The sequence below is a fragment of the Mycobacterium sp. genome, from assembly GCF_049278535.1.
GTDB lineage: Bacteria > Actinomycetota > Actinomycetes > Mycobacteriales > Mycobacteriaceae > Mycobacterium.
In genome coordinates this window covers 1-16,519 of record NZ_JBAPMI010000126.1, presented here as the reverse complement: position 1 = coordinate 16,519, position 16,519 = coordinate 1, and the positions used below count along the sequence as shown (strand labels likewise).

16 protein-coding genes are annotated in these 16,519 nt (G+C 65.4%); 3 read left to right on the top strand and 13 right to left on the bottom strand.

What is annotated here, in order from left to right; translation table 11 throughout:
* Window positions 1–101: 101 nt before the first annotated feature.
* Genes WAO18_RS08020 through WAO18_RS07990 form a run of 7 tightly spaced genes read right to left on the bottom strand, consistent with a single transcriptional unit; the run spans window position 102 to window position 8,363 of the window.
* Window positions 102–1,091 (bottom strand): cyclase family protein, encoded by a 990-nt coding sequence (locus WAO18_RS08020; RefSeq protein WP_422205340.1) that lies wholly within the window; start codon window positions 1,089–1,091, stop codon window positions 102–104.
* Entirely contained in the window at window positions 1,079–1,909 is an 831-nt protein-coding gene (locus WAO18_RS08015; RefSeq protein ID WP_422205338.1) for a coniferyl-alcohol dehydrogenase, read from the bottom strand. The genes WAO18_RS08020 and WAO18_RS08015 overlap by 13 nt, the downstream gene beginning before the upstream one ends.
* 3 nt (window positions 1,910–1,912) lie before the next feature.
* Complete coding sequence (locus tag WAO18_RS08010; protein WP_422205336.1) at window positions 1,913–3,214, bottom strand: LLM class flavin-dependent oxidoreductase; 1,302 nt, start codon at window positions 3,212–3,214, stop codon at window positions 1,913–1,915.
* Complete coding sequence (locus tag WAO18_RS08005) at window positions 3,211–4,932, bottom strand: FAD-binding protein (RefSeq protein ID WP_422205334.1); 1,722 nt, start codon at window positions 4,930–4,932, stop codon at window positions 3,211–3,213. Before WAO18_RS08005 ends, WAO18_RS08010 begins: the two co-directional genes overlap by 4 nt.
* Window positions 4,929–5,849 (bottom strand): 3-carboxyethylcatechol 2,3-dioxygenase, encoded by a 921-nt coding sequence (locus tag WAO18_RS08000; RefSeq protein ID WP_422205332.1) that lies wholly within the window; start codon window positions 5,847–5,849, stop codon window positions 4,929–4,931. Before WAO18_RS08000 ends, WAO18_RS08005 begins: the two co-directional genes overlap by 4 nt.
* Window positions 5,797–7,503, bottom strand: a complete 1,707-nt coding sequence (locus WAO18_RS07995) for a bifunctional 3-(3-hydroxy-phenyl)propionate/3-hydroxycinnamic acid hydroxylase (protein ID WP_422205330.1) — start codon at window positions 7,501–7,503, stop codon at window positions 5,797–5,799. The genes WAO18_RS08000 and WAO18_RS07995 overlap by 53 nt, the downstream gene beginning before the upstream one ends.
* On the bottom strand, window positions 7,500–8,363 hold the full coding sequence (locus tag WAO18_RS07990) for an alpha/beta fold hydrolase (protein ID WP_422205328.1): 864 nt from the start codon (window positions 8,361–8,363) through the stop codon (window positions 7,500–7,502). The genes WAO18_RS07995 and WAO18_RS07990 overlap by 4 nt, the downstream gene beginning before the upstream one ends.
* A 168-nt stretch (window positions 8,364–8,531) precedes the next feature.
* Here WAO18_RS07990 and WAO18_RS07985 point away from each other — a divergent pair, with 168 nt between their 5' ends.
* Both WAO18_RS07985 and WAO18_RS07980 read left to right on the top strand, forming a co-directional pair.
* A complete protein-coding gene (locus WAO18_RS07985) occupies window positions 8,532–9,221 on the top strand; it encodes an IclR family transcriptional regulator (RefSeq protein ID WP_422205326.1) in 690 nt (229 codons plus the stop codon).
* 23 nt (window positions 9,222–9,244) lie between these two features.
* On the top strand, window positions 9,245–10,855 hold the full coding sequence (locus tag WAO18_RS07980; RefSeq protein WP_422205324.1) for an FAD-dependent oxidoreductase: 1,611 nt from the start codon (window positions 9,245–9,247) through the stop codon (window positions 10,853–10,855).
* Here the strand turns inward: WAO18_RS07980 and WAO18_RS07975 are convergent.
* Both WAO18_RS07975 and WAO18_RS07970 read right to left on the bottom strand, forming a co-directional pair.
* Window positions 10,852–11,226: a nuclear transport factor 2 family protein gene (locus WAO18_RS07975; RefSeq protein WP_422205322.1), complete on the bottom strand. Its 375-nt coding sequence runs from the start codon at window positions 11,224–11,226 to the stop codon at window positions 10,852–10,854. The two genes, WAO18_RS07980 and WAO18_RS07975, sit on opposite strands and share 4 nt — an antisense overlap.
* Before the next feature lie 21 nt (window positions 11,227–11,247).
* On the bottom strand, window positions 11,248–12,090 hold the full coding sequence (locus WAO18_RS07970; protein WP_422205320.1) for an SDR family oxidoreductase: 843 nt from the start codon (window positions 12,088–12,090) through the stop codon (window positions 11,248–11,250).
* A 103-nt stretch (window positions 12,091–12,193) separates the two neighbouring features.
* On the opposite strand from WAO18_RS07970, the gene WAO18_RS07965 reads away from it, so the two are divergent.
* Window positions 12,194–12,958 (top strand): SDR family NAD(P)-dependent oxidoreductase, encoded by a 765-nt coding sequence (locus WAO18_RS07965; protein ID WP_422205319.1) that lies wholly within the window; start codon window positions 12,194–12,196, stop codon window positions 12,956–12,958.
* 100 nt (window positions 12,959–13,058) lie between these two features.
* Here the strand turns inward: WAO18_RS07965 and WAO18_RS07960 are convergent, their stop codons facing one another.
* The 4 genes from WAO18_RS07960 to WAO18_RS07945 all read right to left on the bottom strand — a co-directional run.
* A complete protein-coding gene (locus WAO18_RS07960; protein ID WP_422205317.1) occupies window positions 13,059–13,826 on the bottom strand; it encodes an enoyl-CoA hydratase/isomerase family protein in 768 nt (255 codons plus the stop codon).
* A 1-nt stretch (window position 13,827) separates the two neighbouring features.
* Window positions 13,828–14,916: an acyl-CoA dehydrogenase family protein gene (locus tag WAO18_RS07955; RefSeq protein WP_422205315.1), complete on the bottom strand. Its 1,089-nt coding sequence runs from the start codon at window positions 14,914–14,916 to the stop codon at window positions 13,828–13,830.
* Window positions 14,903–15,808, bottom strand: coding sequence for an acyl-CoA dehydrogenase family protein (locus WAO18_RS07950; protein WP_422205314.1), 906 nt, complete (start codon window positions 15,806–15,808; stop codon window positions 14,903–14,905). Before WAO18_RS07950 ends, WAO18_RS07955 begins: the two co-directional genes overlap by 14 nt.
* On the bottom strand, window positions 15,786–16,519 hold a 734-nt coding region (locus WAO18_RS07945; protein ID WP_422205312.1), incomplete at its 5' end, for a class I adenylate-forming enzyme family protein. The genes WAO18_RS07950 and WAO18_RS07945, both read right to left, overlap by 23 nt.

Here is a 16,519-nt window from a genome sequence, read left to right as displayed (position 1 = left end):
CCATGCAGCAGTATCACCGGGTCGCCGTCGCCGGCCTCCAGGTAGTTGGTGCGCAGGCCATCGATCACCGCGGTTCTGGTTTGAATCTCCATCGCGCGCTCCTACTTGATCGCGATGGGATTCACCGGAGACCCCACTGCGCCAACGACTCTCAGCGGAGGCGCGATGAGCTGGAAGTCGTACACTCCGTCGGCGGCGCAGTCTGCCGCCAACGCGTTGAGATCCCAGTACTCGCCGAGCATCAACCCCATGTCGCGCAGGCACAGCATGTGCATCGGCATGAATGTCCCTTTGACACCGGAGATCGGGTCTTCGACCATCAGGTTGTCGGCGGCCACCGCCGCGATGTCGTGATCGTGCAGCCAGGACGCGCACTGCCAGTCCATTCCCGAGCCAGGCTCGCCACCGTTGCCGGTCTCCAAGAACCTTGTCCACCAGCCAGTTCTGATCAGCACGATATCGCCGCGCCGGACCGTGACGCCTTGTGCCCGGGCTACGTCGTCCAGCTCAGTCGGGGTGATCGGGTTGCCGAGTTCGAGGAAAGTCTCCACACCGCGATGACGAACGACATCGAGCAGCACTCCGCGCGAGGTGATGCCCTTGCCATCGACCTTGTCGATGCCGCAGTGCAGCGCGCCGAAACTGGTCACCGAGTCGGCTGGAAAGCCGTTGTAGAGCTTTTCTTCGTAGTAGACATGCGAAAGTGCATCCCACTGGGTGGCGGCCTGCAGCGGCATGATGATCATGTCGTCGTTGAAGCGAAACAGATCGTCCTGGAAGTACTTTCCCATCTCGCGCGCACCGGGATTGGCGGTCCAGCCTGGCCCGAATTGGGGCAGCGAGTGCGCATCACCACCGTCCACCGTCATCAGGTGAATCGGGTTGTGCCGGAACTTGAATGATCCCTGCGGGCCCGACGACCCGAAGTCCACGCCCAGCGGAAAGACTTTGCCGTGCTTGACCAGAGCTGCCGCTTCGGCGACCTTGTCCGGGGTGATGAAGTTCAGCGTCCCAAGTTCGTCGCTGTCTCCCCAGCGTCCCCAATTGGAGACCTCGCCGGCGACTCGCCGGAAGTCGGTCAGGCTGGCCACATTGCTCGCCCTTCTTCGAGTTCGTGCGCGGTCGCGGCGCCGATGTTGCCACCGTCGACCCACAGTATCTGGCCCGAAATATAGCTGGCAGCTTGGCTATTCAGGAATACCAAAACCGCTGCCTGTTCATCGGGATCGGAGACTCGGCCCAGCGGTTTGGGGATGTCGTCGAGATAGTCCTGGCCATACGCATCGCGCAGCTGGTCGAGGATCGGCGTCTCGGTGACACCGGGCCCGGTGCAGTTGATCCGAATACCCCGGGCGCCGAGCACGGTGGTCTTGCTCATGGTGTACAGGATGATCGCTTCTTTGGACAACCGATAGCCCCCGTCGGCCAGGGCGTCGGGATGGCGGCGACACCAGGCGATGCCGTCGGACATCGACTGGGTATTCAGTAGGCCACCGACGACCTGCTGATGCTCCCGATACGCCTTCGCGGCAAGCGAAGAGACGCTCACGACAGACGAGCCGGCCGGCATCTTCCCCAACAGGGCTTCGGTAGCGTGCCGTAGCCCGAGGAAGTTGATCGTGAGCACCAGCAACGGATCGCCGATTCCGGACGAGACGCCGGCGATGTTGAAGAGCGCATCGACCTGTGCACCCACCGAGTCCACGGCGCGATCGATCGATGCCGGGTCGGTCAGGTCCACGGGGTGAAACTCCGCGATGTCGCCACACGGCGGCTGTTTGTCTAACCCGACAACGTGGGCGCCGAGTTCGGTGAGCTGCCGAACGACATGCGCCCCGATGCCCGAGGCGCACCCGGTGACCACGGCACGGCGGCCGTCATACCGCCATAGCTCGTCGATCTGTCCCAACGCCTACTTCTTCTCGTCTTTGAGACGCTGGGCTGCCTGCACGCGCCCCTCGTTGATCTCCGCCATCGCCTCGGGAATCTCACTCGCGGTGAACTTTCCGCCGCGGCCAGTGGGCAGCCCGCCGAACGAGTAGCTCTCGTCGAATTTGGGCGCGGACGGCTCGGGTCGACGCGACTCGATCTTTTCGACTACTGGCGCGAGCCGCTTCGCCTTCTCTTTGACAGCTTTCTCGTCGCGTTCGATGAATTCCGGCAACACCTCTTTGCCCATCAGCTCGATGGACTCCATGGTGCCTTCGTGGCTCCGTGGGTTGAGCAGCAAGATGATCTCGTCCACGCCGCTCTCCTCGTAGCCCCGCAGGAACTCGCGGACGGTGGCCGGCGAACCGATCGCGCCCCGGCCCGGTCCGTAGGCCAGCGTCGGATCCTTCTCGCATTCTTCGAGATAGCGCTTCCACACGCCGGTACGCCCCGGGGTGTGAACACCAGTCATGTAGTAGTGCATGATCCCGAAAGAGAAAAAGCCGCCGCCCATCCCGAGCAGCTGTACGGCCTGCTCGTCGGTCTTGGCCACCATCATCGACAAGTCACCCCCGATGGCAAGGATGTTCGGGTTGATCGCGGGCGTGATCGGCACACCGCTCTCCTCGAGCTCCTTGTAGTAGCCGTTGACTCGTTCGGTCAGGGGACCTGGGCCGGTGTAGGCGAAACTCAGTGCACCGATACATTTCTGGGCGGCCATCTGGACCGAGGCGGGCCGGGTGCAGGCGACCCACACCGGCGGGTGCGGCTTCTGCAGCGGCTTAGGGACGACATTACGGGCCGGCATCTCGATGTGCTCACCCTTGAACCCACTGAAGGGTTCTTCGATCATGCAGCGGATCGACACCTCCAGCGCTTCTTCCCATTGCGCGCGCTTGTCGGCGGGGTCGATGTTGAAGCCGCCGAGTTCACCGATCGAGGAGGATTCGCCGGTGCCGAACTCCACTCGGCCATCGGAGATCAGGTCCAAGGTGGCGATCCGCTCGGCGACCCGAGCCGGGTGATTGACCGCCGGTGGCAGATGCATGATGCCGAACCCCAGCCGGATGTCCTTGGTCCGCTGGCTCGCTCCGGCCAGAAACATCTCCGGTGCGGTGGAGTGACAGTACTCCTCCAGGAAATGGTGCTCGGTCAGCCAGACCGTGGAGAAGCCGGCCTTGTCGGCGGCCTCGACTTCATCCAGGCAGTCCTTGAGCAGGATGTGCTCGTCGTCGTCCGACCACGGACGGGGCAGAGCGAATTCGTAGAACAGTGAGATTTTCAACTGGTACCTCCCGGAACACTTGATTGCGTTGAGCTTTGGCTGACGAGGTGTTTGGCCGCGACGTAGCCGAAGGTCATGGCGGGACCGATGGTTGCGCCGGCCCCGGCGTAGCTGCGGCCCATGACCGCTGCCGTGGTGTTGCCCACGGCGTACAGGCCGCGCACGACGGTGTCGTCGGCGCGCAGCACTCGCGCGTATTCATCGGTGCGCAGACCGCCCGAGGTGCCCAGATCGCCGAGAACCATCCGGAATGCGTAGTAAGGCGGCTTACCCAGCGGATGCAGGTTGGGGTTGGGCAGGCTCGGGTCTCCGTAGTAGTTGTCGTAAACGCTGTCACCTCGGTTGAAATCGTCGTCGTGGCCCCCGCGCGCCAATTCGTTGAAACGTGCTGCGGTGGTGTGAAGTTGGGCGGCCGGTACCCCGATCTTGGTCGCGAGCTCATCCCAGGTTTTCGCCGCCTTGACCACCCCGGACTCCAGCCAGGCTTTGGGGACCTTTCGTCCGGTGGGCACCGGGGCGAAGGGGATCTTCGGGATCGGCAGATGTCCTGCGACCACGTATCGCAGGAACGATCGGTGATCGGTGATGAGCCAGCACGGAATGTGGGTGACCCCCGATTTCTGACCCTCGATCATCGCGTGGCCGAAGTCCATGTACGGCGCCGCCTCGTTGATGAACCGCTTTCCGTCGCCGTTGACGATGAACTGCGATGGCATCATGCGCTCGTTGAGCATGAACTGCATTCGGCCATCGGGCCATTGGATCGCCGGAAACCACCACGCTTCGTCGAGCATGTCGGCAGCCGCGCCGATCTGCTGGCCGGCCCGGATACCGTCGCCGGTGGCCGCCGGGTTGCCGAAGCTCCAGTCCTGATCTACGACCGGCTGGTGCTCTTTGCGCCACGCCATGTCGTGATCGAACCCACCGGTCGCCATGATCACACCTCGCTTGGCGCTGATCCTCTGCGGTACACCGTCTTTCAGCACAATTGCGCCGGTCACCGATCCGTCGTCGTCGGTGATCAGTTGCGTCATGGGTGTATCCAGCCACAGCGGGATGCCGCGGTCCTTCATGGCCAGCCGCATTCGCGCGGCCAGCGACTGGCCGATTGCCGCCATCCGGTCGCCGAAGACGTGAGCCCTGACCATCCGCCATACCAGCTTCACCAAGACACCCTTGCCGGCCCAGGACTGACGCACCTGGTAAAACGACCGAAGCTCTTTGGGCCCCAGCCAGATTCCGCGTGGTGCCAGCGCCAACGGTGCGAGCAGGTGCTGCTCCTCGTCGGCAAGCGTGCGCAGATCAATGGGAGGGACATTGATCGTGCTGCCGAGTTCGGAACCGCCGGGCAGTTCCGGGTAGTAGTCGGCATAGCCGGGCTTCCAGACGAACTCGAACCACGGGCTGAGCTTCTCGAGGAACTCCATCATCTCCGGCGCCGAATCGACGTACTGCCGAATTCGTGCTTCGCTGACCAAACCGTCGGTGATGCGCCGCAGGTAGTCGACAACGTCGTCGGGCGCCGGCGTGTAGCCGGCCCGACGCTGCGCGGGCGCGCCCGGCACCCAGATGCCGCCGCCGGACAGCGCGGTGGAACCACCGAAGTGGCTGGACTTTTCGATCACCAGCGTCTTGCACCCGGAGCCCTGAGCGGCCAATGCCGCCGTCATTCCGCCGCCTCCGGAACCGATGACCAATACGTCGACTTCGTGCGTCATGCCGCGGGCACCGCCGTCCTGACCGCGAAGCCGGCGATCAACTCGGGAACCGGGCGGTAGTAGCGGACACCGGTCTCATACGGACCGGCGGCCGCCAGCGCGGCGAAAGCCGCTACCCAGGTGCGGATTTCGTGCGCAGAGTTCCCGCCCTCGCTGGCGATGAAGGCATTCGACCACTTGTCCAATTCGTCGAGATGGCCACCGTCGACAATCTCGAGGAATTTCTGGTCGAACTCGGGATTCAACGGTCGCAGCGGGCTCTCGCCGCCGGCGAAGCTCCTGGCCGCCTCCATCACCGCCGTCTGTCGTGCCGACCGCTGTTCCGGAGTCATCGGCCGGCCGTGCACGATCCGCTCCACGACCTGCGGCGTGGCGGTCGCCAGTGTCGGAACCGGCGGATCATGCGACAGACCCCCGGATCCCAGCACCAGCACTCGCTTGTTCAAGGTCGCCAGAAAGCTGCCAACCGCCGTGCCCAGCGTGCGGCAGCGATGCAGCGGACCCAGTGGGGTGGCGACCGAGTTGATGAAGATCGGTATCACCGGGCGCGCCCTAGCGTTGCCCAACAGCTTTTCCAGCGGTTGCACGGTGCCATGGTCGACATCCATGCTCGCCGAGATCGCGACGTCGACACCTGCCGACAGCACTGCTTTCGCACAGGCGACCGCGCTGGCTTCGGGTACATCGAGCGGACCCTTGTAGGTGCCGTAGTCGCCGACACCCTGGGCGTGGGTGCCGATGCAGAACGGCGGCATTGTCCGGTAGAAGAAACCGTTGTAGTGGTCGGGGGCAAAGATAGCGACGATCTCCGGGTTGAAGTCGGCCACGAAATCCCTTGCCTGCGTGAGGGCGCTGTCAATGTCGTTAAGGAGGTCCTGCGACGGCCCGGGCAGATCGAGCAGTGGGCTGTGGGACATGCAGCACAGGGCTATGGGCACTTTGAAAATCACCGCCTCCCGGTGTCAAGGTGAGGACGTCGAAAAGTGAGGCACTCATCTCGGGGGCAAGCTGAGCGATACAAGCGCCCGCGATGCAGCGATCCGGACGCAGGAACAACACGGACTCTTGGTGAGCGTCGAACCAGGATTTGAGCTGGCCCGCCCGGTCGCCCACGACGACCACATCGGGTTCGTCATCGGCATCCCAGTGCAGCTGGGTCAGCGGCCGGGCCGCGACAAGCGTGGCACCCAGCGCCTGCCAATCCGCAAATGCTTTAACGCCCAGTATTTCCCGCGGGTTGTTGTTCCAGCACATGACCGCGAACCCGTTACCCATGACATCGTCGAGCAGAAGGTTCTGCCGCTCTCGGGTATCCACACGGGGCTGGACGAACAACGTTCCGACGGGCGAGTCATCCCGGCGGGGCTCGGGGTGCACGACGGCGCCCTGCTCGTATCGCGGCATCGGCTTGAACCGCATCTCAAGCACATATCGCTTGAGCGACGGGATAATTGACGCCGACCGCACCAACAGATCCCTGGCCGCAGCGACCCGCCGGTTGGTCGGCGAGATGACGCGACCCACCATCGTCGACAGGTCGATCATCTCCCGGGCATGCTTGCGGCGTTCGACGTCGTAGCTGTCGAGCAACGCGTCCTCGGCGTAGCCGTTTACCACCGCCGCAAGCTTCCAGCCCAGATTCGTCGCGTCGCGTATACCGCTGTTGTAGCCCTGGCCCTGCCACACCGGCATCAGGTGGGCCGCGTCGCCGGCGAGCAGCAGCCGGCCTCGGCGGAAGGCGCCTGCGATGCGCGAGTGGTGGGTGTAGATCCGGTGGCGAATCACGTCGACCCGGTCGGGGTGCGGCACCATCGACGACAGCATCCGGGTGAGGAAAGCCGGATCTTCGGCCTGTTCGTCGGTCTCGTCGGCGTGAATCATGAACTCGAACCGTCGAATTCCGTGGGCGATCGAGATCGATGCATAGGGGCGTGCCGGATCGGCGCCGACTTCGCTGTTGGGATGCCCGAGCGGATCGTTGGCGATGTCGACGACCAGCCAGCGGGTCGGCGAGGTAGTGCCGTCAAACGACACCCCCATCAGCCGGCGAGTGACGCTTCGGCCGCCGTCACAGCCGACCACGTAGCGGGTCCGCACCGTTGTCGGTCCGACCTCGCCGCCGAGCTCTACCGTGACCGCGTCGGTGGTCTCGGTGTACGACGTCATCGGGCGTCCCCACTGAACACCGACATGCTCGAATCGCTCCAGCCCGCGCAGCAACTCGGCATCGACCAGCGGCTGGACGAAACCGTTGCGCTTGGGCCAGCCGAAACGCGCATCGGGCGGGGCCATTTCGGCAAGTATGCGGCGTTTAGCGTCGAAGAATCGCAGGATCTGGTTGGGCACGGTGTGCGGCAGAACGTGTTCGACAAGGCCGATCGCCTGGAAGGTGCGCAGCGACTCGTCGTCCAGTCCGACCCCGCGGGGGTAGTCGATCAGTGTGTCGCGTTCTTCGACCACCAAAGTGCTGACGCCCTGCAGGCCAAGGATATTGGCGAGGGTCAGGCCAACCGGACCCGCTCCGACGACGACAACGTCGACATCCACCTCTTGGTCGCTGTCCACCCTCAACGCCCCAGTAGGAAGTCGATGTGCAGGCGGTCGAAAGTCTTGGTGTCCTCATACTGCGGCCAGTGGCCACAGCCGGACATCACCTCGAAACGGGCGCCGGGGATCATCGACGCGATGCGGCGGCCTTCGGTCACGTCGGCGGTCGGGTCGTCGCTCGTCCACAGCACCAGGGTGGGCGCGGTGATCGATCCGTAGTCGTTGGTGCCCAACAGGTTACGTGCCCGGATGTCCGGGTCCTGCAGCGCCATAATGTCGCGCATCGCGGAGACGAAGCCCGGCTGGCGATACACCCGCTGCCGGCTGGCGACGAGGTCGTCGTAGTCCTTGGACTTGTCGGCCATCAGCCACTTGATCCGCGCCTGCACGGTTTCCCAGGTCGGGTTTTCGGCGGCCGCCATCGACAGCGTGATAATCCGCTTCATCACCTCGGGGTCGGCTTGCGAGCCACCGGCGGTGTTGAGCACCAGTCGGTCGACTTTGCCGGGATGGTCGGCGGCGGCGCGGGAAACCACCCAGCCGCCGAGAGATTCACCGGATAGGTGGGCGCGCTGGACGCCGATGGCGTCCATAAAGGCCAACAGGTGGTCGACGTAGTGGCGAATCTCCAAGGGATGACCGGGTTTATCGGTGTAGCCGTGACCCAGCATGTCGATCGACCAGCTCGAGAAGTGCTCGGCGTGCGCCTCGAGGTTGCGGACATATGCCTCGGCGTGACCACCCGAACCGTGCAGCAGTATCAGCGGCGGCTTGTCCTGGTCGCCGGCGTGCAGGTAGCGCGTTCGCACGCCGCCGGCGTCCAGGTAGCCCTGCGCGAACGGCACACCCTGCAGATCACTCCACACGCTTTCGTGCTCGGCCACCTGTTCCTCTCTGGCATATTCCGGCGGAAATTTTGTTCTCGTTTCCCGCCAACAGTATGTGCTAAAATCGCACATCAATGTGCACTATATATAGAGGATCGCTCTCTGTCGGCCGGCTGTCAAGCACGGTCCGCCTCGGGTGGGCCTGCCTAGGCCCGGTCTGCTGACGTGGCCAAGGTCCCGACGACCACGGCACCCGGTTCGCAAACGCTGGCCCGCGGACTGAACGCGCTGCAGCTGGTGGCGGACGCTCCCGCCGGGATGACCGTGCAGCAGGTCGCCGACGGCGTCGGCGTGCATCGGACGATCGCCTATCGACTGCTTGCGACGCTGGCCCAGTTCCGGTTCGTCGCCAAGGGTGAGGACGGCCGATACCGCCCGGCGGCGGGGCTGGCGCTTCTCGGTGCGTCATTCGACCGCAATGTCCGGCAGCTGAGTGTGCCGATCCTGCGCGCTCTGGCCGACGATCTGGGCACCACGGTGTCGTTGCTGGTGGCCGAGGGCGATGAGCAGGTGGCCATTGCGGTGATCGTCCCCACCCAAGTCCCCTATCAACTGGCCTTTCACGAGGGCAGCCGCTATCCGCTCGATCGGGGCGCCGCGGGTATCGCGCTGCTGGCCAGCCTGCCCCCACGCCCGGACGAGCGCGATCTGGTTGTCAGCGCCCGAGAGCAGGGGTGGGTGATCACCCACGGTGAGATCGAACCGAACACTTATGGTTTGGCGGTTCCGGTGCACCGCGATCTACCGTCACCGCCGGCCTGCATCAACCTGATCTCGAACCGCGAAGACGTGGTGATGCGCGGCAAGGACGCAGTTGTCAAGGCGGCCAAGGAATTATCGGCGATCCTCAGCTGACCGGGGCAGGAAGGGAAGAGTTTATGCCGGCTTGGGACCACGAAGTCGACGTCGTCGTGCTTGGCAGCGGTGGAGCTGCTTTGGCAGCCGCGCTGACGGCCGTCGCCAACGGCGCTTCAGTGGCGGTCTACGAGAAGGCCTCGACTGTCGGTGGCACCACTGCGGTTTCGGGCGGCGTGGTCTGGATCCCTGCGCATAACCGCTCCCCCGAAGGCGAGCTGACAGTCGACGACGCGCTCAGTTATTTGCGTGCGCAATCACTCGGATCGATGGACGACGCGCTCGTCGGCACGTTCGTGCGGACTGGCCCGGCGATGCTCGATTTCATCGAGGCGCACAGCAGCCTGCGTTTCGAGATCGCCACCGGCTTTCCGGATTACAAGCCGGAGCTGCCCGGCGGCCAGCCCGGCGGTGGCCGCTCACTGAGTGCGGCGCCGTTCGACCTGAACCGACTCGGCGAGTGGCGTGACCGGATCACGTCGTTCCCGCAGGACTGGTCGAATGTCGGATTCGACGCCGAGACCCGGGCCCGCCTGTACGCCGGGGGCGACCCGAATGCTGACCTGTGTGTGGCCGGCACGGCGCTGATCGCCGGACTGCTCAAAGGGCTGCTCGACGCCGGCGTCGCCCCGCAGACCAACGCCCGGGCCGAGGAACTGATCGCCGACGACGGCCGGATAGTCGGCGTCCGGATCGACACCGACGGTCGGCAGCTGGCCGTGCACGCCCGTCAGGGAGTCATCCTGGGCACCGGTGGATTCGAATGGGATCCCGCTCTGGTCAACGCTTTTCTGCGCGGACCGATGCACGGCGCAGTCTCACCGCCCAACAACACCGGCGACGGGCTGCGGATGGTGATGGCCCACGGCGCCGATCTGGCCAACATGGGCGAGGCGTGGTGGGTGCCGATCGTGCAGATTCCTGGCGACATGATCGACGGACATCAGCGCAGCCGCAGCGTGCGGCTGGAGCGAACTCGGCCGCGCAGCATCATCGTCAACCGACTCGGCCGGCGATTCGTCAACGAGGCCTGCGACTACAACTCGATGGCCGGCGCCTTTCACTATCTCGACCCGCGTGAGGGCTATGTCAACGACCCAGCCTGGATCGTGTTCGATTCCCAACACCTCAAGCGCTACGGGTTCTTGGGCGTCGACCCCGACGGCCCGGTACCGGACTGGTTCTGCGAATCGGCGGATCTCAACGAACTGGCCGCCAAGACCGGGATCGCCCTCGAGGGTCTCACCCGCGCCATCGAGGCCTGGAACCACAACGTGGGCGAGGGCGCCGATCCCGACTTCGGGCGTGGCTCAAGCGCTTACGACGGCTACTGGGGTGACGAACACGCAACGACACTGGCCGGCAAGACGTTGGGCCCCGTCGATACGGCACCGTTCTACGCTGTTCCGGTGTCGGTGGGCGCGATGGGCACCAAGGGCGGACCCCGCACCGACCGCGACGGGCGCGTCATGCATGTCAGTGGCGAGCCCATCGGAGGCCTGTTCGCGTCCGGCAACGCGATGGGCGGGGTGACCGGACGCGCCTACGGTGGCGCCGGCGGGACCATCGGCCCGGCAATGGTTTTCGGTTACCGGGCCGGCTACGCCGCGGCCACCGGAAAGTCGGTCGACTAGCTGAACGCCTTGGTGATCGCAGCCATGTCGAAGTAGTCGCGCCATACCGCAATGCGGTCGTCGCGAATTTCGAAGACACCCATCACCGGAAGCGCTATCTCGCCGCCGTCCTCGCGGTGCATCACGTCGGTGCGTTCGTTCATCACGACCGTGCCGTCGCTGACCTGCCGATGGACGTTGAAGTCGATGCCGCCGAAGGCCGCGGTGAACCCAGCGATGAATTGCTGAATCGCGTCACGGCCCTGCACGGGGTCCATCGGGATGTTGTGGTAGACGGCGTCCTCGGTGAAATACCCGGCCAAGACTTCGGGATCGGGCGACGACCACAGTTTGCAGAATTCGGTGACCAGCTCGTCGGCGGTGCGCGTCATGGATTCATGCAACACCAGAGATCAACGCTCGGCGAGCGCTTTGGCCAGATCGATTGTCCCGGTGGTGATCGCGGCGACCACACCGCCGTCGACCAGCAGATCGGTACCGGTGACGAACGCCGCCGACGGCCCGAGCAGGAACTCGGTGGCCGCCGCGATGTCCTCGGGTGTCCCCATCCGCCGAAGGCCCGAGTTGTCGACCATCGCCCTCATCAACGCGCCGGATTCGCTGCCAAGCTCCAGTCGTCCCATCGCCGTCGAGATGACACCGGGGCTGATGGAGTTGATCCGGGCACGGCGTTCACCCCAGCTTTTCGCAGCGGCCGCCACCCGGATTTGATTGGCCCGCTTGGCAAATGGATACGCCATCTGGCTACTGGTGATGGTCGAGCAGGCCTGGAGTCCGAGCAGCTCCTCAGCGGGTACGCTGGCCAACTGCCGCTCGACCGCTGGGTCCAGCGCGGGCTGCATGTGGCCCGCCATGCTGGCGATGACCACGCCGGCGCCGCCGGACTCGATCACGCGGCCGAACTCGTCGATGCTCAGCGCAACACCCAACAAGTCGACCGCCAGCACCGCATGTGTCGACGCCTGTTGTGGCGACAGACCCGCGGTGTGAACCAACGCCGTGACCCGCCCGGCCGCCCGGGCCGTCTCGGCCACCGCGGCGACCGAACTGCGAGACGTGACGTCGACCTCCTGGATCAGCACATGATGGCCGTCCTCGGTGAGCGCGGCCGCCGCGGCGCTCAGGCCCGCGACGTTGATGTCAGCCAGCACGATGGTCCGGCCGGCCCCTACGCGGCGGGCGACCGATACCCCCATCCCGCCCACTCCGATGATGACCAGAACGTCGTTGTTCACGGCTTATCTCCAATTCGGCATACATGAGCCCAAGGCGCTCGTGGCGATATGAGAACATTATTCTCTCAGCACGAGAGTATGAGTTGCAAGAAGGGAAATAGCGATGCAGATCAGCGGGAGTTCGGCCATTGTTGTTGGCGGCGCGGGCGGGCTGGGCGAAGCCACGGTGCGCCGGCTGCACTCCGCGGGAGCCAAGGTGGTCATCGCCGATCTGGCCGACGAGAAGGGCAAGGCGCTGGCCGACGAGCTCGACGCCCGCTACGTCCGCGCTGACGCGACGAACACCGAGGACGTGAACGCGGCGTTGGCTGAAGCGGAATCGCTTGGCCCGCTGCGTATCTCGGTGGATGCGCACGGCGGCCCGGCCAGCGGCGGACGGCTGGTCGGCAAAGACGGCGCACCGCTGGATCTGGACGGCTTCAAGACGACCATCGATGTGTACCTGACCGGGGTGTTCAACGTGCTGCGTCTGGCTGCTGCGGCTATCGCGCGCCAGGAGCCTGCCGACGAGGGCGCCCGCGGCGTCATCATCAACACCGCATCGATCGCCGCCTACGAGGGCCAGATCGGGCAACTCCCTTACGCGGCGGCCAAGGGCGGCGTCGTCGGCATGACACTGGTCGCAGCACGCGACCTGTCGCCGCTCGGCATTCGCGTCGTCACCATCGCTCCAGGTACTTTCCTGACTCCGGCGTACGGCCAGGCGGGCGACCAACTCGAGGCCTACTGGGGCCCACAGGTGCCCTTCCCGAAGCGGATGGGACGGTCCGCCGAATACGGTGCCTTCGTGCAGAGCATCGTCGAAAACGATTACCTCAACGGCGAAGTCATCCGTTTGGACGGCGCACTGCGGTTCCCGCCGAAATAACGCGGCGGGTCACATCTGCCACAGCATTACTTGAAATGGGCGATGCCCGAGTTGCCCGCCCGTCGACGATCCCCGCGCGGGGGCAGATGCGGCTCGCCGGTCAGTTCTTGGCAGCGTTGAACTTGGCGACGATCGAACGGAAGTCCTCGGTCTGCATGGACTGGTTCTCCGCGGACAGCGCGTAGTCAATCGTGGCCAGCACCGCTCGTTCAAGGTGCACATTGAGAACGCGCTTGGTGCTTTCCACCGCCTGCTGCGGGAGTTCGAGGATCTTCTTGGCGGCCTTCAGCGCCTCGCCGACCGGATCGGCCACAGCGTGGTTGGCCAGTCCCAGTTCGACCGCCCGCGCGGCGGAAATGCGAGCTCCGGTCAGCGCGTACTCCTTGGCCAGCAGCAAGCTGATGTGCAGTGGCCAGGTCAGCGGTCCGCCATCGGCGGCCACCAAACCCACCTGAACGTGCGGGTCGGCCAGATAGGCGTCTTCGGCGATGTAGACGATGTCGCTCAGTGCGACCAGGCTGCAACCCAACCCGACGGCCGGCCCGTTGACCGCGGCGACCACCGGAATCCGGCAGCGCGCCATGCCCAGCACGATCTCGCGTCCGTCGGCGATGGTCTTGGCCCGCAGCGCGGCGTCGCCGGCCAGTTCCTCAAGGTATCCGAAATCGCCACCGGCCGAAAATGCGCGTCCCGCACCGGTTATCACCGCGGCACGGGCGCTTGGATCGTCGCTCATCCGTTGCCATAGCTTCGCCAGCCCGTGGTGCAGAGCGTCGTTGACCGAGTTGAGCGAATCGGGCCGGTTCAATGTGATGATCCGCAGCGGACCGTCGGCCGCAACGTCGATTTCGGTTGGCATGTCGTACACGTCAGGCTCCCAATCCCAAAATTCGTGAGGCGATGATGTTCTTCTGGATCTGCGATGTGCCTCCCATAACGCTCTGCGCGCGGCTATACAGGTAGGCGCTCAACAGGTTCGGGTCGTCGATGCCGGAGACCGCCAACGCGGCGTGACCGACCGACTGTTCGACCCAGGTCATCAGCAGCTTGTCCAACGATCCGTCCGACGTGTGTGTCACGCCGTCGAGTTGTTCGGACAGCCGGCGCCGAACGTGATGGGTCAGCATCTCGGTCTGCACCGCCGCCCACGCGAGTTCTTCGCAAGCCGGCCCCTCGGTGCGGGCGGCCAACTCTCGCACCAGTTTCCCGTAGCGGGCCGCGTAACCCAGTGTGGAGGGCTCGCGTTCGTGGCCGACCACGGTCATCGCAAGCGGCCATCCCTCGCCGGGGGCGCCGACCATGTGCTCGGCCGGCACCGTCGCGCCGTCGAAGAATACCTGTCCGAATTCGGTGGTCACGCCGTTGATCATCTGCAGTGGACGTTGCTGCACACCAGGCTGTTTCATCGAGATGATGAACGCCGATATGCCGCGGTGCCGCTTGGCGTCGGAGTCGGTACGGGCCAGCAGCAGACACCAGTCCGCGACGTCGGAGTAGCTGGTCCAGATCTTGTGACCCTGGATGACGTAGGTGCCGCCGTCGCGGGTGGCGGTGGTGGTCAGCGACGCGAGATCCGAACCCGAGCCCGGCTCACTGAAGCCCTGGCACCACCGCTCGGTGCCGTTGATCATCCCGGGCAGGAAACGAGTGCACAGCTCTTTGCTGCCATGTCGGGTCAGGCCCGAGACCAGATAGCCCAGGCTGGGCCGCGGCGGGGCGGCGGCGCGCGCCAACTCCTCGTCGAGGATGACGTCATAGACCGGGGGCAGTTCCTGTCCGCCGTACTCGCGCGGCCAAGACAGCCCGAAGAAGCCGCCTTCGTACAGCGCACGGTGCCATTCGCCCTGGCGGGCCCAGTACTCGTCACCCGAGCTGGGAAATTCTTTGGCGTGCAGAGAAAGCCAGGATCTGAGTCGATCCCGGAAAGCGGCTTCGTCGGCCGAGTCACGGAAGTCCAACGTTGATCTCCTCCAGCTTGACGGGCCACAGTTGAGCCGAGGTGAGCGCGCGGCGCAGGTATACGTGCGCCAGGCACTCCCAGGTGTTGCCGATACCGCCGTGTACCTGGATCGCGGTCTCGCAGACGGTCCGCGCGGCGCGCGCGCAGTAGACCTTGGCGAACCGGCCGGCGTGGATCGCCTCAACCGGGTCCAGCTCGTCGACCGCCCAGGCAGCGTGCCGCAAGATACTCACCGAGCCCTCGATCAGGGCCAGGCTTTCGGCGAGCAGGTGGGCGATGGCCTGATACGAGCCGATCGACTTGCCGTACTGCTCACGGATTTTCGCGTAGTCACACGCCAGGGTGTGCGCACCGCGGGCCGTGCCGACCAGATCGGCCGACGTGGCGGCCAGCGCCAGTGCCAGCCAGCGTTGCGCGGCGTCGGAGTCCAGATCACCGACGGCCGTGGCTGTTCCGCTGACATCGGCCGCTGCTCTGGTCAGGTCAACGGCATCGCGGGCCGCGCCCACATCGACCGCAGCCACCGCCGTACCGTCCAACGTCAACGCGCTCCGGAAGCCCCGCACGTCGATCGCCTGGCCGCGCACTGCGATGGTCGACCCCGAGCCGTCCTGGCCGACTTGCCGAGCCAAATCGTCGGCCAGCACCGGGCCGAGGAACGGGGCGTCGACCAATCCGCGGCCGAACTCCTCAGCGACGATGGCCACCTCGACGCCGGAGGCGCCGTCGGACCGTAACGATCGCCAGCCAGTCTGCTGGATCTGCTTGTCGAGCTTGGTGATTCGCCCGTCGTCGGCCAGATCTTGCACTGATCCCGGTCCGAGGTCGTCGGCGAGTTTCGCGGCTGCGTCACGCAGTTGTTGTTGCTCAGCTGTCAGACGTACATCCATAGCGCTCCTTCAGCACTCGGCGCAGCACCTTTCCCGAAGGCAGCCGAGGTATTTCGGGCACGAACACGACACGACTCAGACGTTTGTAGGACGCCAGACTCTCACCGACCCGCGCGGTGAGCTCGGCGGCGTCGACCGGCACACGCGCAGCGACCGCGGCGACCACCGACTCCCCGTCTGCCCCGTCGGGGATGCCGAACACCGCACAGTCTTCGACTGCGGGATGACCCTGCAGCACGGCCTCGATTTCGGCGGGCGCGACCTGAAAGCCACGCACCTTGATCATCTCCTTGGACCGGTCGGTGATCCGCAGCCAGCCGCCGGTGTCCAGATAGCCCACGTCGCCGGTCTGATACCAGCCGTCGCACAAGACATCCCGCGTCGCCTCCGATGGCAGGTAGCCGGCCATCAACGACTCGGCTCGCGCCTGGATCTCGCCGACCTCGCCAGGGCCGACCGGCTCGCCGGTCTGCAGCGACGCCACCCGGACCTGCACACCCGGCACCGGCCGGCCGACGGAGTCGAGCCGCGCGCCGTCGAGCGGATTGCAGGCGATCACCGGTAGCTCGGTGGTCCCGTACGCGGGAACCCACCCGACGCCGGTACGCCGGGTCACGGTCTCGGCGACGCTCGTGCTGACCGGCGTTGCGCCCCACATGATGAACCGCAGTGACGAGAGGTCGTATGACTCCAGGTTCGGGTGCGAGGCGA

What these genes read in the sequence shown, in the direction of transcription:
- WAO18_RS08005 (WP_422205334.1), bottom strand. Translation starts at nt 4,932, where the DNA reads ATGACGCACGAAGTCGACGTATTGGTCATCGGTTCCGGAGGCGGCGGA.
- WAO18_RS08000 (WP_422205332.1), bottom strand. Translation starts at nt 5,849, where the DNA reads ATGTCCCACAGCCCACTGCTCGATCTGCCCGGGCCGTCGCAGGACCTC.
- WAO18_RS07980 (WP_422205324.1), top strand. Translation starts at nt 9,245, where the DNA reads ATGCCGGCTTGGGACCACGAAGTCGACGTCGTCGTGCTTGGCAGCGGT.
- WAO18_RS07975 (WP_422205322.1), bottom strand. Translation starts at nt 11,226, where the DNA reads ATGACGCGCACCGCCGACGAGCTGGTCACCGAATTCTGCAAACTGTGG.
- WAO18_RS07965 (WP_422205319.1), top strand. Translation starts at nt 12,194, where the DNA reads ATGCAGATCAGCGGGAGTTCGGCCATTGTTGTTGGCGGCGCGGGCGGG.
- WAO18_RS07950 (WP_422205314.1), bottom strand. Translation starts at nt 15,808, where the DNA reads ATGGATGTACGTCTGACAGCTGAGCAACAACAACTGCGTGACGCAGCC.